The 26,986-nt window shown below is 68.6% G+C and carries 23 protein-coding genes; 16 read left to right on the forward strand and 7 right to left on the reverse strand.

Features of this window, described 5'->3' with window-relative positions; all coding sequences use genetic code 11:
* The first annotated feature begins 230 nt into the window (after nt 1-230).
* The 8 genes from VQ02_RS07835 (at nt 231) to VQ02_RS07870 (ending at nt 8,606) form a co-directional block, all read left to right on the forward strand.
* Nucleotides 231-1,472 carry an urea ABC transporter substrate-binding protein gene (locus tag VQ02_RS07835; RefSeq protein WP_048443617.1) on the forward strand — a complete coding sequence of 414 codons (1,242 nt, stop codon included), beginning with the start codon at nt 231-233 and terminating at the stop codon, nt 1,470-1,472.
* Nucleotides 1,473-1,725: 253 nt separating this feature from the next.
* Nucleotides 1,726-2,592 carry a branched-chain amino acid ABC transporter permease gene (locus tag VQ02_RS07840; protein WP_048443618.1) on the forward strand — a complete coding sequence of 289 codons (867 nt, stop codon included), beginning with the start codon at nt 1,726-1,728 and terminating at the stop codon, nt 2,590-2,592.
* A complete protein-coding gene (locus VQ02_RS07845; RefSeq protein ID WP_048443619.1) occupies nt 2,593-3,636 on the forward strand; it encodes an ABC transporter permease subunit in 1,044 nt (347 codons plus the stop codon).
* Between the two features lies 1 nt (nt 3,637).
* Nucleotides 3,638-4,366, forward strand: coding sequence for an ATP-binding cassette domain-containing protein (locus VQ02_RS07850; protein ID WP_048443620.1), 729 nt, complete (start codon nt 3,638-3,640; stop codon nt 4,364-4,366).
* Nucleotides 4,363-5,064 (forward strand): ABC transporter ATP-binding protein, encoded by a 702-nt coding sequence (locus tag VQ02_RS07855; RefSeq protein WP_048443621.1) that lies wholly within the window; start codon nt 4,363-4,365, stop codon nt 5,062-5,064. The genes VQ02_RS07850 and VQ02_RS07855 overlap by 4 nt, the downstream gene beginning before the upstream one ends.
* 155 nt (nt 5,065-5,219) lie before the next feature.
* Nucleotides 5,220-6,734, forward strand: a complete 1,515-nt coding sequence (locus tag VQ02_RS07860; RefSeq protein ID WP_048443622.1) for an amidase — start codon at nt 5,220-5,222, stop codon at nt 6,732-6,734.
* Nucleotides 6,735-6,741: 7 nt separating this feature from the next.
* Nucleotides 6,742-7,038, forward strand: coding sequence for a putative quinol monooxygenase (locus VQ02_RS07865; RefSeq protein ID WP_048443623.1), 297 nt, complete (start codon nt 6,742-6,744; stop codon nt 7,036-7,038).
* On the forward strand, nt 7,035-8,606 hold the full coding sequence (locus VQ02_RS07870) for a GMC family oxidoreductase (protein WP_048443624.1): 1,572 nt from the start codon (nt 7,035-7,037) through the stop codon (nt 8,604-8,606). Before VQ02_RS07865 ends, VQ02_RS07870 begins: the two co-directional genes overlap by 4 nt.
* 56 nt (nt 8,607-8,662) lie before the next feature.
* On the opposite strand, the gene VQ02_RS36825 is transcribed toward VQ02_RS07870, so the two are convergent.
* Nucleotides 8,663-9,664: a helix-turn-helix domain-containing protein gene (locus VQ02_RS36825; protein WP_048443625.1), complete on the reverse strand. Its 1,002-nt coding sequence runs from the start codon at nt 9,662-9,664 to the stop codon at nt 8,663-8,665.
* A gap of 175 nt (nt 9,665-9,839) precedes the next feature.
* Between VQ02_RS36825 and VQ02_RS07880 the strand changes: the two genes are divergently transcribed.
* The 5 genes from VQ02_RS07880 to VQ02_RS07900 all read left to right on the forward strand — a co-directional run bounded on the left by VQ02_RS07880 (nt 9,840) and on the right by VQ02_RS07900 (nt 16,718).
* Nucleotides 9,840-11,243, forward strand: coding sequence for an amidase (locus VQ02_RS07880; RefSeq protein WP_048443626.1), 1,404 nt, complete (start codon nt 9,840-9,842; stop codon nt 11,241-11,243).
* A 591-nt stretch (nt 11,244-11,834) separates the two neighbouring features.
* Nucleotides 11,835-12,317, forward strand: a complete 483-nt coding sequence (locus tag VQ02_RS07885) for an Hsp20 family protein (RefSeq protein ID WP_048443627.1) — start codon at nt 11,835-11,837, stop codon at nt 12,315-12,317.
* 90 nt (nt 12,318-12,407) lie between these two features.
* Nucleotides 12,408-12,896, forward strand: a complete 489-nt coding sequence (locus VQ02_RS07890; RefSeq protein WP_053080280.1) for a hypothetical protein — start codon at nt 12,408-12,410, stop codon at nt 12,894-12,896.
* A 250-nt stretch (nt 12,897-13,146) separates the two neighbouring features.
* Entirely contained in the window at nt 13,147-14,670 is a 1,524-nt protein-coding gene (locus VQ02_RS07895) for an ATPase domain-containing protein (protein ID WP_048443629.1), read from the forward strand.
* A complete protein-coding gene (locus VQ02_RS07900; protein WP_048443630.1) occupies nt 14,667-16,718 on the forward strand; it encodes an ATP-binding protein in 2,052 nt (683 codons plus the stop codon). The genes VQ02_RS07895 and VQ02_RS07900 overlap by 4 nt, the downstream gene beginning before the upstream one ends.
* A gap of 237 nt (nt 16,719-16,955) precedes the next feature.
* Here the strand turns inward: VQ02_RS07900 and VQ02_RS07905 are convergent, their stop codons facing one another.
* Nucleotides 16,956-18,365 (reverse strand): amidase, encoded by a 1,410-nt coding sequence (locus VQ02_RS07905; RefSeq protein WP_048443631.1) that lies wholly within the window; start codon nt 18,363-18,365, stop codon nt 16,956-16,958.
* Between the two features lie 109 nt (nt 18,366-18,474).
* Here VQ02_RS07905 and VQ02_RS07910 point away from each other — a divergent pair, with 109 nt between their 5' ends.
* Nucleotides 18,475-19,038: a TetR/AcrR family transcriptional regulator gene (locus tag VQ02_RS07910; protein ID WP_048443632.1), complete on the forward strand. Its 564-nt coding sequence runs from the start codon at nt 18,475-18,477 to the stop codon at nt 19,036-19,038.
* A gap of 202 nt (nt 19,039-19,240) precedes the next feature.
* Here VQ02_RS07910 and VQ02_RS07915 read toward each other — a convergent pair whose 3' ends face one another.
* From VQ02_RS07915 to VQ02_RS38090, 4 genes are all read right to left on the reverse strand, one after another.
* Nucleotides 19,241-19,924 carry a type 1 glutamine amidotransferase domain-containing protein gene (locus VQ02_RS07915; protein ID WP_048443633.1) on the reverse strand — a complete coding sequence of 228 codons (684 nt, stop codon included), beginning with the start codon at nt 19,922-19,924 and terminating at the stop codon, nt 19,241-19,243.
* Nucleotides 19,925-20,011: 87 nt separating this feature from the next.
* Nucleotides 20,012-20,260, reverse strand: a complete 249-nt coding sequence (locus VQ02_RS07920; RefSeq protein WP_048443634.1) for a hypothetical protein — start codon at nt 20,258-20,260, stop codon at nt 20,012-20,014.
* Between the two features lie 87 nt (nt 20,261-20,347).
* Nucleotides 20,348-20,950 carry a TetR/AcrR family transcriptional regulator gene (locus tag VQ02_RS07925; protein ID WP_048443635.1) on the reverse strand — a complete coding sequence of 201 codons (603 nt, stop codon included), beginning with the start codon at nt 20,948-20,950 and terminating at the stop codon, nt 20,348-20,350.
* A gap of 618 nt (nt 20,951-21,568) precedes the next feature.
* Nucleotides 21,569-21,730 (reverse strand): hypothetical protein, encoded by a 162-nt coding sequence (locus tag VQ02_RS38090; protein WP_167350720.1) that lies wholly within the window; start codon nt 21,728-21,730, stop codon nt 21,569-21,571.
* A gap of 275 nt (nt 21,731-22,005) precedes the next feature.
* Here VQ02_RS38090 and VQ02_RS07930 point away from each other — a divergent pair, with 275 nt between their 5' ends.
* Together VQ02_RS07930 and VQ02_RS07935 are read left to right on the forward strand one after the other, a co-directional pair.
* On the forward strand, nt 22,006-22,227 hold the full coding sequence (locus tag VQ02_RS07930; RefSeq protein WP_048443636.1) for a hypothetical protein: 222 nt from the start codon (nt 22,006-22,008) through the stop codon (nt 22,225-22,227).
* A 609-nt stretch (nt 22,228-22,836) separates the two neighbouring features.
* Nucleotides 22,837-24,645, forward strand: a complete 1,809-nt coding sequence (locus VQ02_RS07935; RefSeq protein ID WP_048443637.1) for an acyl-CoA thioesterase — start codon at nt 22,837-22,839, stop codon at nt 24,643-24,645.
* A 6-nt stretch (nt 24,646-24,651) separates the two neighbouring features.
* On the opposite strand, the gene VQ02_RS07940 is transcribed toward VQ02_RS07935, so the two are convergent.
* Nucleotides 24,652-26,982 carry a putative bifunctional diguanylate cyclase/phosphodiesterase gene (locus VQ02_RS07940; RefSeq protein ID WP_048443638.1) on the reverse strand — a complete coding sequence of 777 codons (2,331 nt, stop codon included), beginning with the start codon at nt 26,980-26,982 and terminating at the stop codon, nt 24,652-24,654.
* Nucleotides 26,983-26,986: the final 4 nt, after the last annotated feature.

The following is a 26,986-nucleotide window of genomic DNA, read 5'->3' on the forward strand; positions in this document are numbered from 1 at the left end:
TCTTCCTGTCGGGAGAGGGATCTGCGCCGCTCCCTCTTCCCGGGCAGCCCTCCTGTCCCGCGAGGAGTGCGACGGTCGACGTCCCGTGCTCCCGCGGCGGTGCGTCCGGCGCCGGGCGTGGCGCAGCCAGTCCAGTTTTTTGGTCAGCACAGGCAAGCGCCGGCCGTCTCGCGTCCTCTAGCCTCGGGTCGGCGGCAATGCCCCTCATGCTGCAAGGAGCCCGGACCCGAATGGCCCTCTCGCGTCGTGACCTCCTCCGCACCGCGGCTGCCGTTCCGCTCTCCACCCTGGCGATGCCGGCCCTGCTCCGGTCCGCCCGCGGGGAGACGCCGATCCTCGTCGGCTCGCTGCACGACCAGTCCGGGCCGATCGCCGCCTCCGGCACGCCGATGGTCGAGAGCCTCAAGCTCGGGATCGCGGAGGTGAATGCCGCCGGCGGCCTCCTCGGCCGGCCGCTGCAGCTCGTGCATTACGACACCCAGTCCAACATCCAGATGTACTCGCAATACGCCCAGCAGCTCGCCGTGCGCGACAAGGTGGCAGTAGTGCATGGCGGCATCACCTCCGCCTCGCGCGAGGCGATCCGCCCGACCTTCAACCGGTTCCGCGTGCTGTACTTCTACAACGTGCTGTACGAGGGCGGGGTCTGCGACCGCAACACCTTCTGCACCGGCACCACCCCGGCCCAGACCGTGGAGAAGCTGGTGCCCTACGCGATGACGAAGGGAGCCAAGCCGGCCAAGAAGGTCTACATCATCGCCGCCGACTACAATTACGGCCAGATCACAGCCAAGTGGATGCAGAAATACGTCAAGGACCAGGGCGGTGAGACGGTCGCGGTCGATTTCTTCCCCCTCGACGTGACGAATTTCGGGCCGACGATCTCGAAGATCCAGTCGGTGAAGCCCGACCTTCTGCTCTCGGCGCTGGTCGGCGGCAACCACACCGCGTTCTACCGGCAATGGACCTCGGCCGGGATGAAGGACCAGATCCCGATCGCCTCGACCACCTTCGGCCTCGTCAACGAGCCGACGACGCTCAACGCCGCCGAGAGCGACGGCATCCTCGGCGCCTACGGCTACTTCGAGGAACTGACGACCCCGGCGAGCACCGCCTACGTCGCCAAGCTGAAGAAGCAATCCCCCGGCATCCCCTACATCAGCGAGCTGGCGGCGGGGACCTACGAGGGCTTCTATCTCTGGGTCGAGGGGGTGAAGAAGGCGGGCTCGATCGACCGGATGGCGGTGACCGAGGCGCTGGAGACCGGCCTGTCCTTCGACGGGCCGACCGGCAAGGTCACGGTCGACCACGCCACCCACCACGTCACCCGCAACGCCTATCTGGCCGCGGTCAAGGACCGGAAATGGGCGGTGCGCGAGACCTATCCCGACGCCAAGCCCCAGGACACCGCGGCGGTGTGCAACCTGATCAAGAACCCGCGCGACAACAAGCAGTACGAGATCTCGATCTAGAGATCGGGTCGATCAACTCGCGGTACTCATCCCCTCGGCGTCATTCCGGGGCCGCGAACCGGAGCCCGGAATCCAGACACGCAGGTCGGAAAGGATAGGACGGAACGCTGTCCGCCATGTTCTGAATCATCCGCGGTTCTGGATCCCGGGCTCCGCTTCGCGGCCCCGGGATGACGCGGAGGGTGGCAGGACCGGAAGGCCCATTCGATTGAACGGCACGCGATAAACCCCCCTCCCCCGCCCGGATGACGCCATGGATCTGTCACTCATCATCGCGCTCGACGTCGTGAACGGGGCATCCTCCCTGTTCCTGCTCTGCCTCGGCCTCGCGATCATCTTCGGGATGATGAAGATCATCAACCTCGCCCACGGCGAGTTCGTGATGCTGGGGGCCTACGCCACCGTGATCTCGGCCAATGCCGGGCTCAACATCTGGATCGCGATGCTGGTGGTGGCGCCCCTGTCCGTCGGACTCGTCGGACTCGTGATCGAGCGCTGCCTGATCCGGTTCCTGTACGGGCGGCTGGTCGATTCGATGCTGGCGACCTGGGGTCTCAGCCTCTGCCTGATCGGCCTCGTCACCACGATCTTCGGCAACACCATCAACGGCGTGCCGACGCCGCTCGGCGGGTTCCAGCTCGGGGCCTACCGGTCGAGCTGGTACACGATCTTCCTCCTCGCCATGGCCGTCCTGATGATGGCCCTCGTCTACGGCGTGCTCCGCTTCACCCGCTTCGGCCTCGTCGCCCGGGCGGTGATGCTGAACCCCGGAATGGCCGCGACGCTCGGGGTCAACCCGGCGAAGGTCTACATGGCGACCTTCGGCATCGGCGCCGCGGTCACGGGGCTCGCCGGCGGGCTCCTGGCGCCCGTCTCCGGCATCACCCCGGTGATGGGCACCGCCTTCGTCGCCAAGTGCTTCATCACCGTGGTCGGCGGCGGCGCGGCGATCATCTCGGGCACGCTCTCGGCGGCCGGGCTGTTCGGCTTCGTCAACCAGCTCGGCGCCTTCCTCACCACCCCGGTCTACGGCGAGGTGATCCTGTTCCTCTCCGCGATCCTGCTCATCCGCCTGCTGCCGCAGGGCATCTCCGGCCGCTTCTTCAAGGGGACGCTCTGAATGCCCGCACCCCTGTCGCGCCTCCTCCAGGGCCTCGCCGTCCTGGGCGCCATCGCCCTGGTGGTCGTCCTGCCGACCTATCTCGAACTCTTCACCCTGATGCAGATGACGCTGTTCGCCGCCATGGGCGTGCTGGCGCTCAGCCTCGGCTTCATCTGGGGCTTCGGCGGCATCCTGTCCTTCGGCCAGACCGCGTTCTTCGGGCTCGGCGGCTACACCTACGCGGTGGCGGCGATCAATTTCGGCGACTCGACCAACGCGATCCTGCTGGCGATCCTGTTTCCGGCCCTGTTCGCCGCGGCGCTCGGCTACTTCGTGTTCTACGGCCGGATCAGCGAGGTCTATCTCGGGGTCATCACGCTGACCGTCACGCTGATCCTGTTCAACGTCGTCAACTCGACGGCGGGCGACGCCTACACGATCGGCCAGGCGCGGCTCGGCGGCTTCAACGGCATCCCCTCGGTGCCGACCTTCAACGCGCCCTACACGCCGGACGCGGTGCTCACGCCCGAAGCCGGCTGGTGGGTCACCGGCGGCGCCTTGATCGCCGTCTACCTGCTGATGCGGCTGCTGCTCGCCAGTCCCTTCGGCCGCATCGCCGTGGCGGTGCGCGAGAACGAGACCCGCGCGGCGCTGCTGGGCTACGATCCGCGCCTCATCAAGCTCGGGGTGTTCATGGTCGGCGGCGCCGTCGCGGGGCTCGCCGGCGCGCTCTACGTCAACTGGGGCGCCTTCGTCGGCCCGACGATCTTCTCGCTGTCGCTCTCGGCCGAGATCATCATCTGGATCACCGTCGGGGGCCTCGGCACCCTGATCGGCCCGGTCGTCGGCTGCGTCCTGATCCAGTTCCTCAACGCGAAGATCGGCTCGCAGCAGGCCTTCAATTCCAACCTGGTGCTCGGCGTCATCCTGGTCGGCTTCGTGCTGCTCCTGCCGAGGGGCATCGTGCCGACGCTCCGGGACGCGCTTGCCGGGCTCGGCCGCCGGACGGGCCCTCGCCGGGCGCCCGCGTCCGCCCGGACCCAGATCGCGGGAGCCGAATGACATGGACCCCCTCGTCCCCCTCCTGAAGACCGAGCACCTGACGATGCGCTTCGGCGGCGTCGTCGCCAACGACGACGTGAGCTTCACCCTCGGTGAGATGGAGCTGCGCTGCCTCATCGGCCCGAACGGCGCCGGCAAGAGCACCTTCTTCAAGATGCTCACCGGGCAGCTCACCCCCACCTCCGGCACCATCGCGTTCCGCGGCCAACCGGTGACGGGCCTGCAGAGCCACCAGATCGCCCGGCTCGGCATCGGCATCAAGACGCAGGTGCCGAACGTGTTCAACGGGCTGTCGGTGCGCGAGAACATCTGGCTCTCGGCCCGCCGCAAGACGACGCCGAAATTCACCAAGCCCCTGGTCGACGAGATCCTGGAGAAGATCCGGCTGACGCATCTGGCCGGCGCCACCGTCGGCCAGCTCTCGCACGGCCAGCGGCAATGGGTCGAGATCGGCACGGTGCTGGCCGGCGACCCCGAGCTGATCCTCCTCGACGAGCCCGCCGCCGGCATGACCGACGAGGAGACTCACCGCACCGCCGAGATCATCCGCGAGATCAACCAGACCCGGGCGATCGTCGTCGTCGAGCACGACATGGCGTTCATCAAGATGATCGCCCGCACCGTCACGGTCTTCCACCAGGGCCGGATCATGATGGAGGACGGGATCGACGCCGTGCTGGCCGACCGGCGGGTGCGCGACGTCTATCTCGGCAAGAAGGTGGCAGCATGAGCGCGCTTCTCGACGTCGAAAACCTGCGGGCGAGCTACGGCCGGGTGCCGATCCTGATGGGCGTCGACTTCACGCTGGCGCCCGGGGAGTATCTCGGCATCCTCGGCCATAACGGCATGGGCAAGACCACGCTGATGCGGACGCTGATGGGCCACCTGGCCGCGACCGCCGGCACGGTGCGCTTCTCGGGTGCCGACGTGACGCGGCTTCCCATCCACCAGCGCGCCCGCCTGGGCCTCGGCCTGGTGCCGCAAGGCCGCGAGATCTTCTCCACGCTCAGCGTGCGCGAGAACCTGCGCATGGGACTCGCCAGCGCCCCCAGGGAGGATCCCCGCATCATCGACGACGTGCTCGCCGACTTCCCTCGCCTCGTGCGCCTGCTCGACCGGCGCGGCGGCGCCCTCTCGGGCGGCGAGCAGCAGTTGCTGGCGCTCGCCCGCTGCCTCTGCACCCGGCCGAAGCTCGTCCTCCTCGACGAGCCCACGGAGGGCATCCAGCCCTCGATCATCGAGGAGATCATCGAGACGCTGCTGGCGCTCAAGAAGCGCTGGGACCTGTCGATGATCATCGTCGAGCAGAACCTCGACTTCATCACCTCGCTGTCCGACCGGGTGCTCGGCATCCAGAAGGGCCGCATCACCGGCGAGGTCTCGCGCGAGGACCTGCTGGCGGGGCGGATCGGGATGGCGGCGGCATAACCCTACTCTGTTCGACTTTCTCAACGGCTCTCATACCCTCCATGTCATCCCGGGGCTCGCCGCAGGCGAGAATCCGGGACGACGCGGAGGAGCACGAACGCGAGCGTGAACTCTCGTCGCGCTCGACACCCCACCCACCACCGAGGAGACGCCCCATGGCCATCACCCGCCCGAGCGCAGCCCAGGTCCGCGAACTCGCCGCCAGCCTGTACATGTCGATGTCCCACGAGGAGGCCGCCGCCTACCGGGCGCTGATGGACGCCTCGTTCGACGCCTACGACTTGATCGACGCCCTGCCGGACTTCATCCCCGAGGTGAAGTACCCCCGCACGCCCGGCACCCGGCCGAGCCCTGAGGAGAACCCGCTCGGCGCCTGGTACTGGAAGAGCACCGTGAAGGGCGCCGATACCGGCAAGCTCGCCGGCAAGACCGTGGCGCTCAAGGACAACGTGGCGCTCGCCGGCGTGCCGATGATGAACGGCGCCTCGACCCTCGAGGGCTTCGTGCCGGCCTCCGACGCCACCATCGTGACCCGGATGCTGGACGCGGGCGCCACCATCCTCGGCAAGGCGGTGTGCGAGCATTTCTGCCTCTCGGGCGGCAGCCACACCTCGGATCCGGGGCCGGTCCACAACCCGCACCGGATGGGCTACTCGGCCGGCGGCTCGTCCTCGGGCAGCGGCGCGCTCGTGGCCGCCGGCGAGGTGGATCTCGCGATCGGCGGCGACCAGGGCGGGTCGATCCGCATCCCGGCCTCGTATTGCGGGATCTACGGCATGAAGCCGACCCATGGCCTCGTGCCCTATACCGGCGTGATGCCGATCGAGACCACGATCGACCATACCGGCCCGATGACCGCGAGCGTCGCCGACAACGCCCTGCTGCTCGAGGTCCTGGCCGGTCCCGACGGGCTCGACCCGCGCCAGGTCGCGCCGCAGGTCGCGGCCTACACGGAAGGGCTCAAGAAGGGCGCGAAGGGCCTCAAGATCGGCCTGCTGATGGAGGGCATCTCCGCCCCCGGGATGCAGGAGGCGGTGGCCGACAAGGTCCGGGCTGCTGCTGCCCGGTTCGAGGCCCTCGGCGCCACCGTCGAGGAGGTCTCGCTGCCGGCCTACACGATGGCGGCGGCGGTCTGGCAGCCGATCGGCCTCGAGGGCCTGACCCAGCAGATGATGCTCGGCAACGGCATGGGCTTCAACTGGAAGGGCGCCTACGACGTCGGCCTGTTCGACGCCCATTCGGCCTGGCGCGACAAGGCCGACGACCTGTCCGAGACCCTCAAGATCTCGATGCTGATCGGCCAGTGGGGCCTGACCCATTACCGCGGCCGCTACTACGCCAAGGCGCAGAACCTCGCCCGCAAGGTGCGGGCGGACTTCGCGGCGTGCTTCCAGACCTACGACCTGCTGCTGTGCCCGACCCTGCCCTGCACCGCCACCAAGCTGCCGGAGAAGGGCGCGCCGCTGGAGGAGATCGTCGCCCGGGCCTTCGAGATGGTCGCCTCGACCTCGCCGATGGACGTGACCGGCAACCCCTCGATGTCGATCCCCTGCGGCCTCGTCGACGGCCTGCCGGTCGGGCTGATGCTGACGGCGAAGGACTGGAACGAGAGCGCGATCTACCAGGCCGCCGCCGCCTTCGAGGCCGCCGGCGACTGGAAGACATTCTGAGACGGCCATGAAGACCATCAGCGCCATCCTTCGCGCCAGGTCCGGCGCGGAGGACACCTTGCGGGCCGCCCTCCTCGACGTGGCGGCCCACGTCGCCGCGAACGAGCCGGACACGGTCGGCTTCTTCGTCTCGCAGGATGAAGGCGACCCCACGCGCTTCACCACCTACGAGCGGTTCGCCGATGCGGCGGCGATGGACCGGCACAACGGCTCGGAGGCGGTGGCGCGGTTCTTCGCGACCGCCCAGCCGATCCTCGACGGCGAGGTCATCCTGGTGACCGCCGACGAGATCTCCGCACGATGACCACCTACGACACCCTGATCGTGGGCGCCGGCAGCGCCGGCTGCGTGCTCGCCGGGCGGCTCAGCGCCGACCCGGCGCGCCGGGTGCTGCTGCTGGAATCCGGCGGCGAGCCGCCCCTCGGCGCCGTGATCCCGTCCGACTGGCCGAGCCTGTTCAACACCGGGGTCGACTGGGGCTTCCACACCGAGCCTCAAGCCGGCTGCCGCCACCGGCGGATCTTCTGGCCCCGCGGCCGGATGCTCGGCGGCTCCGGCTCGCTCAACGCCATGATCTACCTGCGCGGCCTGCCCTCGGACTACGACGGCTGGGAGGCGATGGGCTGCCCCGGCTGGGGCTGGCGCGACGTGCTGCCGGATTTCCTGGCCTCCGAGGACAACGCCCGCTTCGGCAACCACCCGCTGCACGGCACCGGCGGCCCGCTGCCGGTCGAGGATTGCCCCTATCGCGACGAGGGCGAGACGCTCTGGCACGATGCCGCCGTGGCGGCCGGCCATCCGGCGAACCCGGATTTCAACGGCGGCAGCCAGGAGGGCGTCGGCTTCTTCCAGCTGACCACGAAGGGCGGCGAGCGCTTCGGCACCAAGCGGGCCTATCTCGATCCGGCGCGGGAGCGCTCGAACCTCGCGATCGAGACCGGCGTGCTCGTCACCCGGATCGTGGTTGAGCACGGCCGCGCCGTCGGCGTCGAGTACCTGCGCAACGGCCGGTCGGAGCGGGCGCGGGCCGGGCAGGTCGTGCTCGCGGCCGGTGCCATCGCCTCGCCGCACCTGCTGATGCTCTCCGGCATCGGCCCGGCGGACGCGCTGAGAGCCGTCGGGGTCGCGCCGGTGCACGACCTCCCCGGTGTCGGCCAGGATCTGCAGGACCATCCCGCCATCACCCTCGCCTTCGCGGCCAAGCGCCCGGTCGGCCTCGGCGCCCTGGACGCGGCCGGGAGCTTCGCCGCGTGGCAGGCGCACCGCAGCGGCCCGCGGACCTCGAACTGGGCCGCGGCCGGCGGCCACGTCGCCACGCGACACGGCATCGAACCCGACCTCCAGCTCTACGGCATCGCCGCCCCTCACCGCGATTACGGCCGCTTCCTCTATCCGGGCTCCGGCTTCACCCTGTTCGCGGTGCTGCAACGGCCGGAGAGCCGCGGCGAGATCCGCCTGCGCTCCGCCGACCCGATCATGGCGCCGGCGATCGACCCGCGCTACCTAGGTGACGAGGGCGACTGCGACCTCGCCACCCTGATCGAGGGGGTGCGGATCAACCGGGCCATCGCGGCGGCGGGCCCGCTCGCCGAGGTGATCGCCCACGAGCTCAGCCCCTCGGCCGAATGCCTGGACGACGAAGGCCTCGCCCGGCACGTGCGCGGCCACCTCGCCTCGCTCTACCACCCGTCGAGCACCTGCCGGATGGGCTCCGATCCCGGGGCCGTCGTCGACCCGCGCAGCTTCGAGGTGCACGGGCTGGACGGCCTGTTCGTCGCCGACGCCTCGGTGTTCCCGCGGATGATCTCGGCCAACCTCAACGCGACGGTGATCCTGGTGGCCGAGCGGGCGGCGGTCGCGCTGGCGGGCTGAGAGCCGCCGCATCGGGAAAGGCCCGTCTCCCGGGGCGCATCGCGCCCGACCGGCGCTCAGCCCGCCGCCGGCCGCAGTACCGATTTCGGCATGACCCCGTAGGTCTTCTTGAAGGCGCGGCTGAAATGCGAGAAGTCGCTGAAGCCGCACTGCATCGCCACCTGCCCGACGTTGCGGGCCCGTCCCTCCTCGAGCAGCCGGTGGGCCAGCGCCAGCCGCTGCTGCCACAGCCAGCGGATCGCCGTGGTGCCGTCGGCCGCGAAGGCGCGGCAGAGGGTGCGCAGGGACACGCCGAGGCGGTCCGCGACCGTCGTCAGGTCGAGGTCGGGTTCCTCGATATGGGCGAGCAGGAAGGTCTTGGCCTGGCGCACCAGGTCCTCGTCGGCGACCCGGCGTCCCGGCGCGGTCAGGCTCGCCTCCAGCGAGGCGGCGAGCAGCTCGAGGAACGAGATGCCGAGGCGCTGCGAGCAGCTCTCGCTGAGCGGTGCCTCGAGCTCGACGATGTCGGTCATGGTGTGGGCGATCATCGAGGCGAGCGGCTGGCCGGGCCGGATGACCCGGGCCGCGAGGTGCGGAAGATCCGGCAGGCGCGCCGCCATCTGCCGCCGCGCGATGCGCGCGATGATCATCCGGGTGTCCTGCTCGAACTCCCACAGGAAGGGGCGCGCCGAGTCGTAGATCACCAGGTCGCCGACGGACGGAAGGGCGCAGCGGTCGTCCTGCACCAGCCGGCCGGTGCCGGTCTTCATCAGAGCCACGAAGACGTCGTCGTCCGGCCTCTGCCGCAGGCAGGCGGCGTCGCGGCGGTTCGCCATCGGCGAGAACCGGATGTCGCAGACATTGACCTTGCCCAACGCCACCTTCCGCAGCCGCGCCGCGAAAGGCTGGCCGGGGATCCTCTGCACCGTTTCCGACGGGCTCAGATGGGCGCAGATCGCGTCGCGCCAGTAGGAGAAGCGGTACTTCTCGGCGAGCACGGTGGTGTCGAAGGTCGTGATCGGCGCGGGCGAAGGTTGCGGGGCGAAGGCCGATCGCGGCGAGGCGGTGAGCGATGCCATGACTGTCCCTCCGGCGTTCGGCGGCGTCGACGAGGGCGCCGCGTCCGCACCCACGCAATACCGGTGCCAGCGCATTCCAGGTTCTGACAGCTCGGGCCAAGCCGAATGGCCCGTGGGAGCCAGACGAGCCAGCGCTCTGTTGACAGGATGCGACCGACCGAGAGGGAAACCGCCGATGTCCGCGACCCTGCACGACGAGTCACTGGTCTTCATCGCCGAGGCGATCCGTCGGCGGCAGGTGAGCGCCGTCGAGGTCGCGACCGCGATGCTCGCCAGGATCGATGCCCTCGACGGCGAATACCGCAGCTACACCACGGTGACGGCAGAGCACGCGCTCGCGGCCGCCGCGCGGGCGGACCGCGAGACTGCGCTGGGCATCAGCCGCGGGCCGCTGCACGGCGTGCCGCTCGGCATCAAGGACCTGTGCGACACGCGCTTCGCGCCGACCGGTGCCGGTACGACGATCCGTCGCGACACCGTGCCCGAGGCCGATGCCACCGTGGTCGAGCGGCTGGAGCAGGGCGGCGCGGTGATCCTCGGCAAGCTCGCGATGACCGAGGGCGCCTACACCAGCCATCATCCGGACAATCCGGGCCCGCTCAACCCCTGGGGCCGCGGCCACTGGCTCGGCTCATCCTCGACCGGCTCGGGCGCCGCCACCGCGGCGCGACTCTGCTACGGCTCGCTCGGCTCCGACACCGGCGGCTCGATCCGCTTTCCCTCCGCGACCTGCGGGCTGACCGGCATCAAGCCGACCTGGGGTCGGGTGAGCCGCCACGGCGTCTTCCCCCTGGCGGCCTCCCTCGATCATGTCGGCCCGATGGCCCGCAGCGCCGCCGACGCGGCGGCGATCCTCGGCGTCATCGCGGGAGCCGATCCGCGCGATCCGACCGCCGTGCCGGCGCCGGTCGACGATTACCTCGGCACGATCAGCCGACCGATTCGCGGCGTCACGATCGGCATCGATCGGCGCTTCGTCACCGACGGCATCGATCCGGAGGTGATCGGCGCCCTCGACGAGACCGAAGCGGTCCTGCGCGCGTGCGGCGCACGCATCCGCGAGATCGACGTTCCGGCGAGCGGCGATCTCGTGCGCGGCTGGATCCCGTTCTGCTCGGTCGAAACGGCGCTCGCCCACCAGCAGACCTATCCGGCACGGGCGGCGGACTACGGCCCGGATCTCGCGGGGCTCATCGACCAGGGGCGGCGCGTCACCGGGCCGGAGTTCGGCGCGATCTACCACGACCGGCTCGCCTTCTCGGGCGCCCTGACCACCCTCTTCGAGGAAGTCGACCTCCTGTTGGTGCCGACCATGCCGGTGCCGGTCCCGAGCCTCGCGCGAATGGGCGAGTACGGCCAGGATCCGGAGGTGCTGCTGCGCATCCTGCGCTTCACCGCGCCGTTCAACTTCTCCGGCAGCCCGACCATCACCCTGCCGGCGGGCATCGACGCCGCCGGCCTGCCCTTGAGCGTGCAGCTCGTCGGGCCCCATCTGTCGGAGGCCCTCCTGTGCCGTGCCGGCCACGCGATCCAGCAGGTCACGGATTGGCATACGCAGCGCCCGGCTGATCTGGCGTAGTCGCATCGGCCGCCGGATTTCGACAAGCTGTGCAAGCCTCTTCTGCTTCTGGCAGGAATAATCAACGGCGAGTGCATTATTGTATGATTTTGTAGATGATTTATCTCAATTCAATTACTTGCAAAAAGATAAAAATCTAATAGCGAATTTCCTCAAATATTCTTGCCATTTGACCTGTATATTTAGAAATATATCGCATAATATTATGCATCGCAACATGATCGTAGCGCGATCGAAATGCTTTGGGCGCAGCACATTGCCCTCAAAATATGGGTTTTCAATTAAATCTCGGATAAAAATCATCATAACTGTGCCGATATTCTTCCACGTCGGGCAAGGTGGGCGCAACCGATACGCGGACCTGGGGACGCCCACAGCCCTCCGGATTCTCGCCGCCGCCCGTCACCGTCACATCCGGAGTGCGCTTGCGCAGTGACGGGACCCCGCCCCGAAAAATTTTGCGAAAACGGAACGACGTCCGATCATCCGCGTTACGCGCGTGCGAGGCCCGCATGGGCTCGCATGGTGGGCGCCGGACGAGAGGTGTCTGGCGGCCCTCGTCATCACGTTGCTCGCAAGGAGGATGTGGTCATGAGGACCTACGACTTCGCGCCGCTCTATCGTTCCACGGTCGGCTTCGACCGCCTCTTCTCGATGCTCGACCAGGCCGCCCGGATCGAGCCGTCGACGCAGTGGCCGCCCTACGACATCGAGAAGGTGGCGGATGACGCCTACCGCATCACCATGGCGGTCGCCGGCTTCTCCCAGGACGAGATCGAGCTCACCCAGCACGACACCACGCTGCTCGTCACCGGGCAGAGGAAGGACAAGGACGGGGGGCACGAGTATCTGCACCGCGGCATCGCCGCGCGCGCGTTCCGTCAGACCTTCAACCTGGCCGACCACGTGACGGTCATCGGCGCATCCCTCGAGCACGGTCTGCTGACCGTGGATCTCAAGCGTGAGGTGCCGGAGGCGTTGAAGCCCCGCCGCATCGCGATCGGCGGCGCCCAGGCGGCCATCGGGCAGGACAACGCGCCGGCCCAGGTCGAGGACCGCGCCAGGGTGGCCTGAGCCCCGCGACAGCGAATGGATGGTCCGGGGGAGCGCGCCCTCCCCGGCCCGTTCTCGTGGAACGTCCCGCACCATCAGGGAGGATGACCCGTGTCGACGATGGAGACGCATCTCACCCATTCCGGTCTCATGAACCCGCCCGGCAGTCAGCCCGCGTCGTTCGAGGCATGGCAGGCGCTCGTGGCGCCCGGCGACGTGTTCCGGCACCCGCGTGAGGTTCTGGCGCACCCGCACCTGACCAGCGGGGAGAAGCGCGCAGTCCTCGCGTCGTGGGCCTCGGACGCCTGCGCCCTGGAGAACGCGCCGGGCCTGCGCTGCCTGGCCGGCTGCCGGGCCGAGCCTGTGTCGGTGGACACCGTGCTGGCGGTCCTGGCCCAGCTCGACCGCGAGGCCATCGCCGTCCCGGCGCGGCGGGAGCCGCCGCGCCAGCGGGCGCGCGGTCTCGCGAGCCTGCGCCGATACGGCCGCCCCGGACGCCAGGACGATGACGACGATCCGCCGCCTTGCCCGGCCGCGGCGATGCCGCGCCCGCGAACGCCCCCGGGTGCCGCGGCGCTCGCCCTCCGCCTGCCGGCGTAGCGACGCCGCCGTGGAGCCCGTGCGTGGAGCCCGTGGCGGCAGTCGCGCGCCCTGCCCCGCCTCAGGAGGCGGGCCATGATGGGAATGTCGGCTCCGCGCGTGCCGCGTGACGGGAAGCACCGCCCGCCACGCGGCACGCCTTCGGGGATCCCCACGATGCGTCCTCGCGAGCGCTGACAAGGATTTGGGGAGCCGCTACCGTGCCGGTCCGCCGGGGCCTGCCCCTCGCCACGGAGCCTCGACCGAGACCATGACCGATAGCGCAACGAGCCAGCCGGCCGGCGAGGGCCCAAGGATCTCGACCGGCGTGCCGGGCCTGGACGACGTCCTGCGCGGGGGCCTGACGCCGAGCCGGCTCTACCTGCTGGAGGGCACGCCCGGGACCGGCAAGACGACGCTGGCGCTGCAGTTCCTGCGGGACGGCCTCGCCCGGGGCGAGCGCACCCTCTACGTCACCTTGTCCGAGACCGCCGACGAGCTCCGGTCGGCGGCGGCGACGCACGGCTGGTCGCTCGACGGCATCGAGGTCTACGAGCTCGTCGACGATATGGGCCTCGACCCCGACAGCGAGCAGTCGATCCTGCACCCGTCCGAGGTCGAGCTCGGCGAGACCGTCAGGGAGGTCATCGCGCGGGTCGACGAGCTGAGGCCGGATCGCGTGGTGTTCGACAGCCTCTCCGAGCTGCGCCTGCTCGCCCAGAACCCGCTGCGCTACCGGCGCCAGATCCTCGCGCTGAAGAGGTTCTTCGCCAAGCGCGCCTGCACCGTGCTGATGCTCGACGACAAGACCTCCGAGACCGGGGACGTGCAGCTCCACAGCATCGCCCACGGGGTCCTCTCCCTGGACCAGCTGGCGCGCGAGTACGGGTCGGAGCGGCGGCGGCTTCGCGTGGTGAAGATGCGCGGCATCAAGTTCCGCGGCGGCTACCACGATTTCGCCCTGGAGACCGGCGGCGTGCGGGTGTTCCCCCGCCTGGTCGCCGCCGAGCACCACGCGAGCTTCGACCCGAAGGGCAGGTCGACCGGCTCGGACGAGCTCGACATGCTCTTCGGCGGCGGCCTGGTGCCGGGAACCAACACGCTGCTCCTCGGCCCCTCCGGCGTCGGCAAGACCACGACCGCCATCCGGTGCATGCTGGCGGCACTGGAGCGCGGCGAACGCGCGACCTACTACCTGTTCGACGAGGGCCTCGCGACCCTGCTGGCGCGCTCGTCACTGCTCGGCATGGACCTGGGATCCCACGTCGAGGCCGGCCGGCTGACCATCACGCAGATCGACCCCGCCGAGCTCTCGCCGGGCGAGTTCGCGACCCTGGTCAGGGAAGCCGTCGAGGAGCAGCGGTCCGCCTTCGTCGTCATCGACAGCCTGAACGCCTACCTGCACGCGATGCCGGGCGAGCAGTATCTGCTGCTGCAGATGCACGAGCTCCTGAGCTACCTGAACCAGCAGGGCGTCACGACGATGCTGGTGCTGGGCCAGCACGGTGTCGTCGGCGAGGTGCGCACCGACGTCGACCTGAGCTACCTCAGCGACTGCATCCTGCTGTTCCGCTTCTTCGAGGCCAAGGGGCAGGTGCGCACCGCGCTCTCCGTGGTGAAGAGCCGGGTCAATGCGCACGAGCGCACCATCCGGGAGCTGAGGCTGTCCGCGAGCGGGCTGCAGGTGGGCGAGTCCCTCGGCGACTTCGAGGGCGTGCTCACGGGCCTGCCGTCCTACCGCGGCGAGGTGGCCATGCTGACGGGCCGGGCCCCGTCCGACGGCGGGGCCCGGTGACCGCGCCGGCCGACGAGGAGCGCGTCCTCATCCTGGCGCCGCGCGGGCGCGACGCCCAGGTCGCGGAACAGGTGCTCGACCGGGCAGGCACGCGCGCGGAGGCCTGTCCCGACATCTCGGGCTGGCTCGCCTGCCTCCAGGCCGGTGCGGGCGCCGCGCTGGTCACGGAGGAGGCGCTCGGCGAAGGCCGGACGGACGACCTGTTCGCCTGGCTCGACGCGCAGCCGCCCTGGTCCGACTTCCCCTTCATCGTGCTCGCGACGCGCCAGGCCGGGCGCCGCTCCGAGCCCGCGTCGCGCCTGCTCGCCCGGCTCGGGAACGTCGTCCTCCTGGAGCGCCCGGTGAACGCCGAGACGCTCGCCAGCGCCGCGGCGTCGGCGCTGCGGGCGCGCCGCCGCCAGTACCAGGCCCGGGAACACCTGCTGGAACGCGAGCGGGCCCAGGAGCAGCTCCGGCTCGCCAACGAGGACCTGGAGCGCCGGGTCGCCGAGCGCACCCGCGAGGTCGAGGCGGCGCACGAGACCCTCGCCTTCGCGCTCGACGCCGCCGGCTTGGCCTCGTGGGATCTCGATTACCGCACCGGCGCCTCGCGCCGCTCGCCCCGCTTCAACGCCGTCTTCGGGTACGAGGGGACGGGACCGCGCTGGGACCGGGAGAGCTTCCTCGCCCACATCGTCGAGGAGGATCGCGAGACCGTCGAGCGCGCCTTCACGGCGACCCTCGAGACCGGCAAGCTCGACCTCGAGTGCCGCATCCGGCGCGCCGACGGGCAGGTGCGCTGGATCGCGCTGAGGGGGCAGATCAAGCACGACGACGCCGGCCTGCCGCTGCGCATCGCCGGGATCCTGATGGACCGCACCGACCAGCGCCTCACCGAGGAGGCGCTGCGCCAAGCCCAGAAGATGGAGGCCATCGGGCAGCTGACCGGAGGCGTCGCCCACGACTTCAACAACCTGCTCACCGTCATCGTCGGCGGCCTCGACATGATGTTGCGCCGGCCCGAGCAGATCGACCGGGTGAAGCGGCTGGCCGAGGCGGCGATGGGCGCCGCGCGGCGCGGCGAGCAGCTCACGCAGCAGCTCCTCGCCTTCTCGCGCCGGCAGATGCTGCGCCCGCAGACCCTCAACCCGAACCGCCTGCTGCTGGACTTCAAGCCGCTGGCCGAGCGTGCGGCGGGCGGGGCGGTCGAGCTCGTCTTCGACCTCGACCCGGCCTTGGACCCGATCCGCATCGACCCGGCGCAGTTCGAGGCGGCCGTGCTGAACCTCGTCGTCAACGCGCGCGACGCGATGGAGGGAGGCGACGGGCACGCCCGCATCGCCGTCGCGAGCCGCAACGTCCGCCTCGGAACGGCCGCCGTCGCCGAGAAGGGGATCTCGCCCGGTCCGTACGTGGTCGTGTCGGTCAGCGACACCGGCAGCGGCATAGCGCCCGACAAGCTCCAGCGCGTGTTCGAGCCGTTCTTCACCACCAAGGAGGTCGGCAAGGGGACGGGGCTCGGATTGAGCCAGGTCTACGGCTTCACGCGCAGCGCCAACGGGTTCGCGCAGATCGAGTCCGAGCTCGGCCGGGGCACCACGGTCAGCCTCTACTTCCCGCGCTCCGCCGACCCGGCCGGCGACGAGGCGGGGACCGGGCCGGCCGCGGCCCTGCCCCTGCGCCGGGCCGGCGCGGGCGAAACGGTCCTGCTGGTCGAGGACGACGAGCAGGTGCTCGCGATGGCGGTCGAGAGCCTGGAGGAGCTGAGCTACCGGGTCGTCGTCGCCCGCAACGCCGCCGAGGCGCTGGAGTACCTCAAGGGCGTGGAGCGCATCGACATCCTGTTCTCGGACGTGGTGATGCCGGGCGGCATGAACGGGTCGCAGCTCGCCGTCGAGGCGCAGAAGCTGAGGCCCGGCATCAAGGCTCTGCTCACCTCGGGCTACGTCGCGAACCTCGACGAGGGGCAGGTCATCGGACAGGGCGACCTTCCGGTGCTGAACAAGCCCTACCGCCGCGACGAGCTTGCCCGCTCGCTCCGCCTGGTTCTCGGCGGCGAGGGTCGCTGACGCTCAATGGCGGTTCGGGCGGCGAGGCGCCGCGTGCTGCCGGCCACCACGTCCCGGTCGCGGGCGACGACCTGGCCGTGCGAGCCTCAGCTCTGCACGGTCAGGTGGAGGCCGTCCCGGGAAAGCGGGGCGGGCGTACCCATGCCCGATGCCGACCTGGACGAGGCAGGTGGTGGGCCGTGCGTGCGTCCGCTCCGACCGGGAACCGCGGCGCGCTCCCCGGCACGCTTCCTCCCGTCAGAGGGTCGGGTGCAGGCCGCGGACCGGGCTCACGCCCTCCAGCAGCGAGGCGGCGTGCAGGATCGTCGACTCGGCCTGCCAACTGCCGACCAGCTGCACGTTGATGGGCAATCCCTCGCGGCTCGTCCCGAAGCGCATCGACAGACCCGGCAGGCCCGTCACGTTGAGGGGCACGGTCGCGCCCTGGAGGTAGGTCAGGTCCACGGTCTCTCCGTTGACGACGAGTGCACGGATGCCGTGCTCGTGGGCCGGCACGGGCAGCACGGGGGTCAGGAGAACGTCGAAGTTCCGGAAATAGGCGGCGTAGCCGTCCCGGAGGCGCTCCGCCGCCTGCTCGGCCGCGACGTAGTCCGCCATGGAGGTGTCGGGCAGCGACAGCATGGTCCTGGCCATCTTGTAGAGCTCGTCGGCGCGGCGGCCCGCCGTCGCCTCCCGGAACGCCGGCTTCATCTCCATGACGTGGAGCTTGTTGAACACGTCGAGGGCGAAGTCGCGCTCCAGCGCCGGGATGCTCACCTGCTCGACGTGGATCCCCATGCCCCTGAAGGCTTCGGCCGCCGCCTGGACGGTCGCCGCAACCTCCGCGTCGATCGGGCCGAAGCCGGGACCGACCATCCAGCCGACGCGAAGCGCGCGGTCCGGCGCGACGCCTGCACCGGCGTCGAACGGGACGGTGCTGGTCGCGAACGCATCCTCACCGTCGGGGCCGGCGAGCTGCGAGAAGGCGAGCGCGAGGTCGCGGATGCTGCGCGCCATCGGGCCGACGTGCCAGAAGCGGCGCGGCGCCCGCGGCCAGATGCCGGTCATCGGCACACGCCCGTGGGTCGCCTTCAGCGAGACGATGCCGGTCTGCGCGGCCGGGCCGCGCACCGAGATGGCGAGGTCGGTGCCGAGGCCGAGCGGCGACATGCCGGCCGCGATGGCCGCCGACTCGCCGCCGCTCGAACCGCCGGGCGTCCGGTCGAGGTTCCAGGGGTTGTTCGAGCGGCCGGAGAGCAGGTTGTCGCTCTCAAGCCAGTAGGAGAACTCGGGAAGGTTGGTCTTCGCGAGGAGGATGCCGCCGGCCTTCTTCATGCGCGCGACGCTTGTCGCGTCAGCGTCGGGCACGCGGCCCCTGAAGATCGGCGAACCGCGCTGGGTCAACACGCCGGCGGTGTCGATGGAGTCCTTCACGGTGAACGGCACGCCGTGCAGGGGACCGAGCTCCTCGCCCGCCAGGACGGCGGCTTCCGCCGCCTTCGCGGCGTCGAGCGCATTATCCGCGACGGTGACGATGGCGTTCACCTTGGGGTCCACGGCTTCGATCCGGTCGAGATGCGCCCTCACGACGTCCACGGGCGAGAGTTGCTTGGTGCGGATCAGCGCAGCCAGTCCGGTCGCATCCGAGAAGATGATGTCGTGGGTCATGGCACATTCCTACCTGTCGTTAGGCAGATTCGTCTTAGGCCTGGATTTCCGGGCCGTCAACCCCTAACTAACGACCTATAGGTTGATTGGACTCGATGCGGAGGCTGGAGTGAGCGCGAATGCAAGGGAGGCGATCCTGGCCGCTGCCAGGAAGACCGCGCAGGCGCACGGCTACGGTGGGCTGAGCTACCGCGACCTCGCCGCCGATGTCGGCATCAAGGCCGCGAGCATCTACCACCACTTCGCCAGCAAGGCCGATCTCGGTGCGGCCGTGGCCAGGCGCTACTGGGAGGACACGGCGGCCGAGCTGGACACGATGCTGGCCGAGACCTCCGACCCGGTCCGCTGCCTGCACCTCTACCCCAACACCTTCCGCCGGTCGCTCGAGGACGGCAACAGGCTCTGCCTCTGCAGCTTCATGTCGGCGGAATACGCCAACCTGCCGGAGGTCGTGCAGCGGGAGACCCAGGGCTTCGCCGACGTCAACATCGCGTGGCTCGGCAAGGTGCTGGTCATGGCCGGGATGGTAACGCCCGAGGAGAGCGAGGCGCGGGCGCGGGCCATCTTCGCCGCCGTGTCGGGTGCCCAGCTCTTTGCGAGAAGCCGCTCGGACATCTCGCAGTTCGACACCCTGATCGAGAGCTACCGCGCCTCGGGCCTTCTGCCGGCATGAAACCCCGGTATGAAAACTCAGAGCTGTTTGGTTTGCCGGACAGTATGAACACCCTCTTCGTCATTCCGGGGCCGCGCAGCAGAGCCCGGAAGGACGAAGAGGGTGTCAAATCCGTGGGATCCAATCAAACAGGCCCCAGGCACGCTCGGCATCCAGCCGAGCGTGCCTGGGGTTTGTCTCCACCGTGCGCAGCTCGCGGGCGTCAGGCGCTCGCGAGGCGCTGGAGCAGGCGCTCGGCCGCCGGTCCCGACGAGGCCGGGTTCTGCCCGGTGATCAGCAAGCCGTCCGTGACCACGTACGGCTCCCAGTCACCGGCCTTCGAGAACTTGCCGCCGTTCCGCTTGAGCTCGTCCTCGACGAGGAAGGGGACCACCCGGGTGAGGCCCACGGCCTCCTCCTCGGTGTTCGTGAAGCCGGTGACGTCCCTGCCCTCGACGAGCGGCTTCCCGCCGGGTGCCGTCGCATGACGCAGGACGCCGGGGGCGTGGCAGACCAGGGTGACGGGCTTGCCGGCCGCGAGCGTCGTCTCGATCAGCCGTACCGAGGCGGGATCCTCGGCCAGGTCCCAGAGGGGTCCGTGGCCCCCGGGATAGAACACGGCGTCGAAGCCGTCGTGGGTGAGCCCGTCGAGCCGGACCGTGTCCGCCAGGACAGCGTCGGCCTCGGCATCGGCCTCGAAGCGGCGGGTCAGGTCCGTCTGGAAGCCCGGCTCGCTGCTCTTGGGGTCGAGCGGCGGACGGCCGCCCTTGGGTGATGCGAGCACGACCTCGGCGCCCGCATCCTTGAACACGTAGTAGGGAGCGGCGAGTTCCTCCAGCCAGAAGCCGGTCTTCCGGCCGGTGTCACCAAGCGTGTCGTGGGAGGTCAGCACCATCAGGATCTTCATCGTTGCTCTCCTTGGTGGAGGGGGAGTGAGTCGGTGGGTCGCCGGGGACGCCGTTCCGGGCGGTCCGCGCCTTCGTTCGCGAGCCGGTCAGTTGCGGTGGGATAACGCCCTGTCGGCGCTGCGCTCCGCGGTCTTCTCGCGCGCTTGCCGGACTTCGGTTCGTTCAAGCGCCGCGTAGGCACGGCGGATCTCCTGGGGCGCGGCCATGCGGACGGCGCCGATGACCTCCAGGGTGATGCGCTCGTCGGCCGAGGCCCCTGAGCCGCTGAACAGGGCGGCCCCGAGTTCGGCGAGCAGGAGGTAGGGGATGACACCGTGCGTGGGTTGGAAGGTCATGACCTCTTCTCCTCGTGATTGCGTCTGAGTAGACCGGTCGTCTCGAAAGACAGCGAACATGAGCGGGTGTCGCCCCGGCTGCCGCGGTCAGGCTGGTTGCAGGTTGAGGATGCGCCGCGTCGCGGCCATCGCGGCCTCGAACGGCGCATCGGTGCGTTCGATCTTCGCCATGAGGCTCGCGCCGAGCCACAGGTGATAGAGCGTCTCGGCGACCTCGCGCGGAGTGCCCTCGACCCGCAGCGAGCCGTCGCCGGCGCCCGCCTCGATGGCGCGGGCCACCCGGTCGATGATCCCGGCCGTCCCGGCCTTGAGCGCGAGGCGCATGGGTTCGGACAGGTCCGAGACCTCCGCCGCGAGCTTCACCGCGAGGCACTTGCGCTGGTAGTCGATGCTGCCCTGCGTCGCCTGCCACTTGCGCCAGTAGTTCATCAGGCGCTCGGCTTCGCTGAGGCCAGGCTCCGCGAGGGTCGCATCGATATCAGCCAGGTAATCCTCGAAGTAGCCCGTCAGCAACGCCTCGCCGAAGGCCTCCTTCGAGCCGAAATAGTGGTAGAACGAGCCCTTCGGGACCCCGGCCGCGGCCAGGATCTCATTGAGGCCGACGCCGGAGAAGCCCTTCGCGCCCACGATCCGGTGAGCGGTGTCGAGGATGCCCTGCCGGGTGTCGGTGTTGCCGCTCACGTGTGCCATGACGCTGACATAGGCGCAATTAGACCGGTCGTCTAGTGGTCGCTGGAATCATTCGTGCCGACCCGACGTTCCGTACCCGAGAGTGCGGGGCGAGCCGGTGCCCCGCCGCGGAAGCAGGTACCGGCGCGGTGGCGGTCCGCGCGAGCCCTGCTCTTGTCGCCCAGAGCGAGGTCCGCTCCTCGATTTCGGAGGGGCAGTCCCCGGAGCATCCCACCGACGCTTCGAGGAGCGGCATGCGGCGGATGCGCGGGCCGGTCGCGGCGAACACCGCGTCGACGGTGGCCGTGACCGGTCCACCTTCCGGGCCCGCCTGCCGCCAACCCAGGCCGCGGTCACGAGGTGCCGGACGGGGACACGGCTGACCGGCTCCCGCCACCCGGGACAGCCTGCGCCTGGGAGGTGCAAGGCGGCCCGGGTACGACGGGGATTGACCGGCGCCGGCCTCCTCTCCCTACAAGCCGCGAGAGAAGGACGCAGGCACCTTTCCGATCTTTGCGGGCAGCCCTGCATGGAAGATCACGCCAATCAGACACCTTCGCATATCTCACCAACATGAACGTATGCACCCACGCATATCCGGTGACAATTTGCTTCTTATGTAAATTTATTACATCTGAATCAGGTGCCGCCCCTCGCAAACGGCCCTTGTTCGGAGATCATCAGATGTTTTACCGACTTGTCTTTGCCAGCATTGTCCTCGCCGCAGCCACTGGCAGCGTCCGTGCGCAGCAGACGCATACGATCGACGTGTGGCGCGCGCGGATCGAAGTCCTGAACCAAGGCTCCGGGGGCTTGTTCGGCGACGGTGCGCCGCTCCTGCGCGATGCGGACGTTGCGACCGCCGCGACGAATCCCGGGGCTTCGGCAGCCCGGCCCTGGCGCACATCACTGCTGCCCGTCTGGACAGGCGTAGGCAGCGGCCTTGAACTCACGCCGGGAGCGTCCCGTGGTCGGAGCAACGCGAAAGACCGGCCCGCCCCTGATTCGACCGCTCGATTTACGCCACCGCCGACCTCGCCGAGCGAAGCCGGCTCCTTCATGGTGTCGCGCGGCTGGTGGATTCCGACCCGCTCTGGCGCGTGCCGACGCGCCTGCTCGACGATCCCGGGACGGCCCTCACGACCTTGGCCGCGTCCGTCGCAATCATCGCCGACACGCCGCCGACCGGCGGCACGGCGATCGCCGCGGACGGCACCGTGTTCGTCAGCGACACCGCAGCGCAGCGCGCCCGTCGTCAGGCCACCGACCGCTCGCTGATTCCAGCCGAACTGGGATGACCACGCAGTCCGCGTACCGTTCAACGATGCGCTCGACGCTACAATCGGACATCGAAAAAGGAATGTACATCTCGTCAACGAGGGGGAGGATGATTCAATCCATCACCAGTCCGATACAGTCCACATTCATCCACGTGAAATGAGCAGAAATCACCGATCCGTGACCCGCCCAGTTCCGTCCCCGACATGGGGCAGGCAGAAAATCACCGACAATATGTCATCGACTATGACAATTTCTACTCGGCTCTTCCAAATGAATAACACTTGATAGCATCTGGCGCTCCTTCTCGGAAACCCGCGTCCCGGATTGGCGCCTCATTGTGTCGAAAATCCAGAATATTCAAATCATCCGGAGCGTAATCGCTGTCGTATCCTGCAGTGACTAACGGTATGACAGAAGGTATCTGGAAGAAACGGGACGGGGAGAGACTGCCCGCTTGAGACTTACCTGACACGGAAAGATGCTCTACAGCTAGACGGTGCGGCGGCGATCGGCCGAGCGTCTCGGCAGGGCTTGTCTCTTACCGAGGTGTCATCCGGCATTTCCATTTCCCCGCAGCGGATTCGGTTCACCAGGCTCGCGCCCGCATTACGGACTCGTAGGACAAAATGCTGTCTCAATTCCTTCGCTCAGCGACTTGGGCGCCGACGATCGCTCTGTCGTGGTTTTGGGGGCTCGGCTTCTTCTATGCGATCCATGTCACCCTGACATACGGCTGGCTCGGATTTGTGGCGTTCGCTGTGCCGAATGCCGTCGGTCTGGGCCTGTTCGGGTGGATCCTTGGTGCACCGGGGCGAAGCCCCGACAAGATCACGGCCACCATTCAGGGGCCTTACGCCGTCCTGTTCCTCGCCTGTCAGTTCCTCGCAGTTGCGATCACGATCTTCGGCTTCGCCGCCTATGCCTGGACACCCGTGTTCGGGCGCGAGACCGTGTTCGGCCTGATCGCGCTCGTCCTCGTGGCCTGCTCGATCGGCCATGCGCTGCCGCTTCGCAGCATCAGGACCCTGCACGGCATCGCCCTGATCCCCGCCGTGTGCGCAGGCCTCGTGGCGCTCGCAGGGGTGGCGACAGGGCTTGGCGGTTCGGGAGTTCCGATCTCGTCCTTCGACGCGCGCTTCTACGGCCTCGCGCTTCCCTCGCTGGTCGGCTTTCTGCTCGGCCCGTGGATGGACGTGCAGCAGTGGCAACGCGCGGTCGAGATCCAGCGGGCGGGCGCCTCCGTCCGGCTGGCCTACGCGACCGGAGCGATCCTCTTCCTCGGCCTGCTGACGATCAACGCCCTGCTCGCTTCCGCCGCGGGCCTCGGTGAACCGGTCCTGTCGTCCGATGGCTTGCCGGGCGCGTACGCCGCCGTCGCGCAGGCGATCGCACGGGATCACCTGACCGGCGTGACGGTTGCCTTCCTGATCTGGACGGTCGTGGCGGCGGCCACCACGATCGACAGCTTCTATTGCGCGACGCGCTGGCTGATGATGGCCATCACGACGCGCAGCAACTCACCGCTCCTCGCCTTCGTGCCGGCAGCTCTGGTGTCGTCCCCGATCTGGATCCTGCTCGCAGCCCTCGCGGCTGCGGTCGCTGCGAGCCAGCTCAATCTGTCGCTGATGTACTTGATGATGCCCTTCGCGACGATCCTCGTCGGAGGGGCGGCCTGCCTCGTCTGCGAGACGCTCGGGGCGTCCCGGCGCTACGACCCGGTCCTCAGCTACATGATCGGTCTGGTCGCCGGCCTGATATTCTTCACCGGCTACGTCGCACCGAACTGGCTGTTTCTGGCCATGGCGCCGCTCATCGGTCTCATCGGTGCGCTGCCGATGATCGCCGAACTGCTCGGATTGGGCGGCGAGCCGGCGACCCGTTTGCCGGTACCGGCCGACGAGCCTGCCGTGAAGACGGTGGTCGTCACCGTGTCCCGGGACGAGGCGATCGCTTCGCACGGATTCGATGGACAATGGTTTGTCATGAACCTGATCCCGACCTACGACGACACCAACTCGGTCGGGAATGTCTATTTCGCGAATTACGTGCGCTGGGTAGGCAAAGCGCGAGAGCTGTTCTTCAACACGTGCATGCCCGATTTCGATCTGAAAGCGACCGATTTCTATGTGCTGACGAAAACGTTCCAGCATGATTTCCGGCGAGAGGCGGTCGAGTTCGAGCCCGTCTCGGTCCGCGTCCGCATCGCGAGCCACAACCGGAAATTCGTGACGCTGGCGCATGAAATCCACAGCGAAATCAACGGCCTGCTCGGTCGAGGCGAGCAGTCGCTGATGTTCGTGGATACGGTCCAGTATCGTCCGCTGGATATCCCGCGAACCATCATCGAAGGCTTTCTTCCCTACTGGCCCAAGTCTTCTCCACACGCGGCTTCGCCCGCGCCGGGTTCGTTGGAAGTCAAGAATCTCAGCGCCTAAGCTTCCTCAAGCCGCATGGATCTTCTCGTGCCGAAGTCCCTGTCTGCTTGCCAGGGCTTCGGCCTCCTTGGCCGGAACGGGTCTGCTGAACAGGTAGCCTTGAAGCTCGTGGCAGCCCAGGTTCAGGAGGCAACGGCGCTGCGCCTCGGTCTCGACGCCTTCGGCGATCACCGTCATCTTGAGGCTCGTTGCCAGATCGATGATCGCGCGGACGATTGCTGCGCCGCTCTGTTCGTGCGGGAGGTCCTTGACGAAGCTCTGGTCGATCTTGATCTTGTTGAAGGCAAGGCGTCGAAGGTAGCTCAGGCTCGAGTAGCCGGTCCCGAAATCGTCCAGGGACAGGCTCACGCCCATCTCGCGCAGTTCGGCGAGCGTGGCCTTGATGGCGGGCGTCGCTTCAAGGAATACCGACTCCGTGATCTCCAGTTCGAGCCGCGGGGCGGCCAGGCCGCTGTCCCGCAGGGCGGAGCGGACCAGAAGCGGCAGATCCGAGTGGCGGAACTGGATCGGTGACAGGTTGACGGCGACGCTGATGTCGCTCGGCCATTCGGTCGCGATCGTGCAGGCCTGCCGCAGGATCCACTCACCCATCGGTATGATGATGCCCGTTTCCTCGGCCAGCGGGATGAACTCGGCAGGCGAGACGAAGCCGCGCGTCGGATGGCGCCAGCGCACGAGGGTTTCGAAGCACACGACACGCCCGTCCGTCGTCACGATGGGCTGGAAGTGGAGGAGGAACTCGTTTCGGTCGAGGGCGCCCCTGAGATCGGTCGACAATGCGCGGCGTGCCTCGATCCGCTCGTCCATTTCGGCTTCATAGAAGCAGTATCCGCCGCGGCCCTCGCTCTTCGTCCGGTAGAGTGCGAGATCGGCTCGCCGCAGGATCTCCAAGGAACCGTTCTGCGGGGCGACGGCGATGCCGATGCTGACCCCTATGCTCAAGCGCATGCTGTCGATGGCAAAAGGCGACGCGATCGCCTCGACGATGTCGCTGGCCAACACCGCGAGCGTATGGCGGTCCCGCGCCGCCCGTCCGGTCGCCAGAACCGCGAATTCGTCTCCGGCGAGGCGGGCGAGGTGCACGTCCGACGACGCGAAGGCCCGCAGGCGTTCGGCAACGGCCCGAAGCAGCCTGTCGCCGGCGGCATGCCCGAACGTGTCGTTCACGCTCTTGAACTCATCGAGATCGAGAGCGAGCACGGCGAAACTCTCGCTCGCTCCGAGCCGGTCGCGCGCGTTCTCCAGGAGCTTCTGGAACAGGACCCGATTCGGGAGGTCGGTCAACGAATCGTGCAGCGCGAGATAGGACAGGCGCTCCTCGGAGCGCCGCTTCTCTGTCACGTCGGACCCCACGCCGCGATACCCCGCGAAAGTGACGCCGTTGGTGAAGGTCGGCTTTCCACTCAACATCCACGTGCGCTGCTCGCCCGCGATGGTGAGCGGCAGGATGAGGTTGCGGAAGGCGCGGCGCTCCGCGATGCAGGCCCACAGAACGGTACCCGGATGCCCATCGGGCTGAGCGACGGCAGGAAGCAGCAATCGTTCCAGGGGCAAGCCGAGGAGCTGGCGCTCCGACGAGCGGGCGACCTCGATCAGCCTGGTCGAAACATGCTGCAGGCGGAGATCGGCGTCCGTTTCCCAGAGCCAGTCGCTTGCATTCTCCTCGAACTCGTTGAGCAGCAGAGAGGTGAATTCCTGCTGGCGCTCCAGGTCGACCTGCGCAACGACACGCATCTTCAGGAGGCGGCTGAGATGGAGGATCGTGAAGCAGATGAAGGCCGCATAGAACGTCAGAAGGATGGCGACGTACGTGTAGAACAGCTCTCCTGTCGCCGCCAAGCCGACGAAGGATCCGACGATGATGACGCTGGAGAAGCCGATGGCAACACGCGGCAGCACGGCCGCGCTCATGCCTGTCGCGATCAGGCCTGCACAGCTGGAGGCGACGAGGAGACGGCCATGCGAATCGGCTCCGGCAAACAGCATGATCGGAATCGAGGCGAGGAGACAGCCATACGCATACGCGACCAGGACGGCGAGGCGGACGAACGAGACGGGGACTTCACGCGGCTTGGGGCGCGACCGCCAGAGCCAGCATTGTTGCAGCACCACGACCGCCAGCGGCAGGATGGCGGCCTCCAGCCCGGCCAGGTAGGCGCGATTGGCGGGACTCCAGAACAGGTAGACGATGACCTGCACGACGCTGAGGCTGACGAGCACCGTGAAAGGAACGAGACGGAGAGCAACGTCGAGCTGCTCCACGCGCACCCGCTCCCCCAGGGTGGCGTCGAGGGCCTGGTTCTCGCGATCGGTGTCGATCAGGAACGAAATGAGCATCTCA

The sequence above is a fragment of the Methylobacterium variabile genome (assembly GCF_001043975.1).
GTDB lineage: Bacteria > Pseudomonadota > Alphaproteobacteria > Rhizobiales > Beijerinckiaceae > Methylobacterium > Methylobacterium variabile.

Coding starts and splice junctions, on each gene's coding strand:
- VQ02_RS07835 (WP_048443617.1), top strand. CDS start 231: ATGGCCCTCTCGCGTCGTGACCTCCTCCGCACCGCGGCTGCCGTTCCG.
- VQ02_RS07905 (WP_048443631.1), bottom strand. CDS start 18,365: ATGACCCACGACATCATCTTCTCGGATGCGACCGGACTGGCTGCGCTG.
- VQ02_RS07870 (WP_048443624.1), top strand. CDS start 7,035: ATGACCACCTACGACACCCTGATCGTGGGCGCCGGCAGCGCCGGCTGC.
- VQ02_RS07855 (WP_048443621.1), top strand. CDS start 4,363: ATGAGCGCGCTTCTCGACGTCGAAAACCTGCGGGCGAGCTACGGCCGG.
- VQ02_RS07860 (WP_048443622.1), top strand. CDS start 5,220: ATGGCCATCACCCGCCCGAGCGCAGCCCAGGTCCGCGAACTCGCCGCC.
- VQ02_RS07840 (WP_048443618.1), top strand. CDS start 1,726: ATGGATCTGTCACTCATCATCGCGCTCGACGTCGTGAACGGGGCATCC.
- VQ02_RS07915 (WP_048443633.1), bottom strand. CDS start 19,924: ATGAAGATCCTGATGGTGCTGACCTCCCACGACACGCTTGGTGACACC.
- VQ02_RS07865 (WP_048443623.1), top strand. CDS start 6,742: ATGAAGACCATCAGCGCCATCCTTCGCGCCAGGTCCGGCGCGGAGGAC.
- VQ02_RS07925 (WP_048443635.1), bottom strand. CDS start 20,950: ATGGCACACGTGAGCGGCAACACCGACACCCGGCAGGGCATCCTCGAC.
- VQ02_RS07850 (WP_048443620.1), top strand. CDS start 3,638: ATGGACCCCCTCGTCCCCCTCCTGAAGACCGAGCACCTGACGATGCGC.
- VQ02_RS07885 (WP_048443627.1), top strand. CDS start 11,835: ATGAGGACCTACGACTTCGCGCCGCTCTATCGTTCCACGGTCGGCTTC.
- VQ02_RS07845 (WP_048443619.1), top strand. CDS start 2,593: ATGCCCGCACCCCTGTCGCGCCTCCTCCAGGGCCTCGCCGTCCTGGGC.
- VQ02_RS07895 (WP_048443629.1), top strand. CDS start 13,147: ATGACCGATAGCGCAACGAGCCAGCCGGCCGGCGAGGGCCCAAGGATC.
- VQ02_RS36825 (WP_048443625.1), bottom strand. CDS start 9,664: ATGGCATCGCTCACCGCCTCGCCGCGATCGGCCTTCGCCCCGCAACCT.
- VQ02_RS07935 (WP_048443637.1), top strand. CDS start 22,837: ATGCTGTCTCAATTCCTTCGCTCAGCGACTTGGGCGCCGACGATCGCT.
- VQ02_RS07920 (WP_048443634.1), bottom strand. CDS start 20,260: ATGACCTTCCAACCCACGCACGGTGTCATCCCCTACCTCCTGCTCGCC.
- VQ02_RS07880 (WP_048443626.1), top strand. CDS start 9,840: ATGTCCGCGACCCTGCACGACGAGTCACTGGTCTTCATCGCCGAGGCG.
- VQ02_RS07940 (WP_048443638.1), bottom strand. CDS start 26,982: ATGCTCATTTCGTTCCTGATCGACACCGATCGCGAGAACCAGGCCCTC.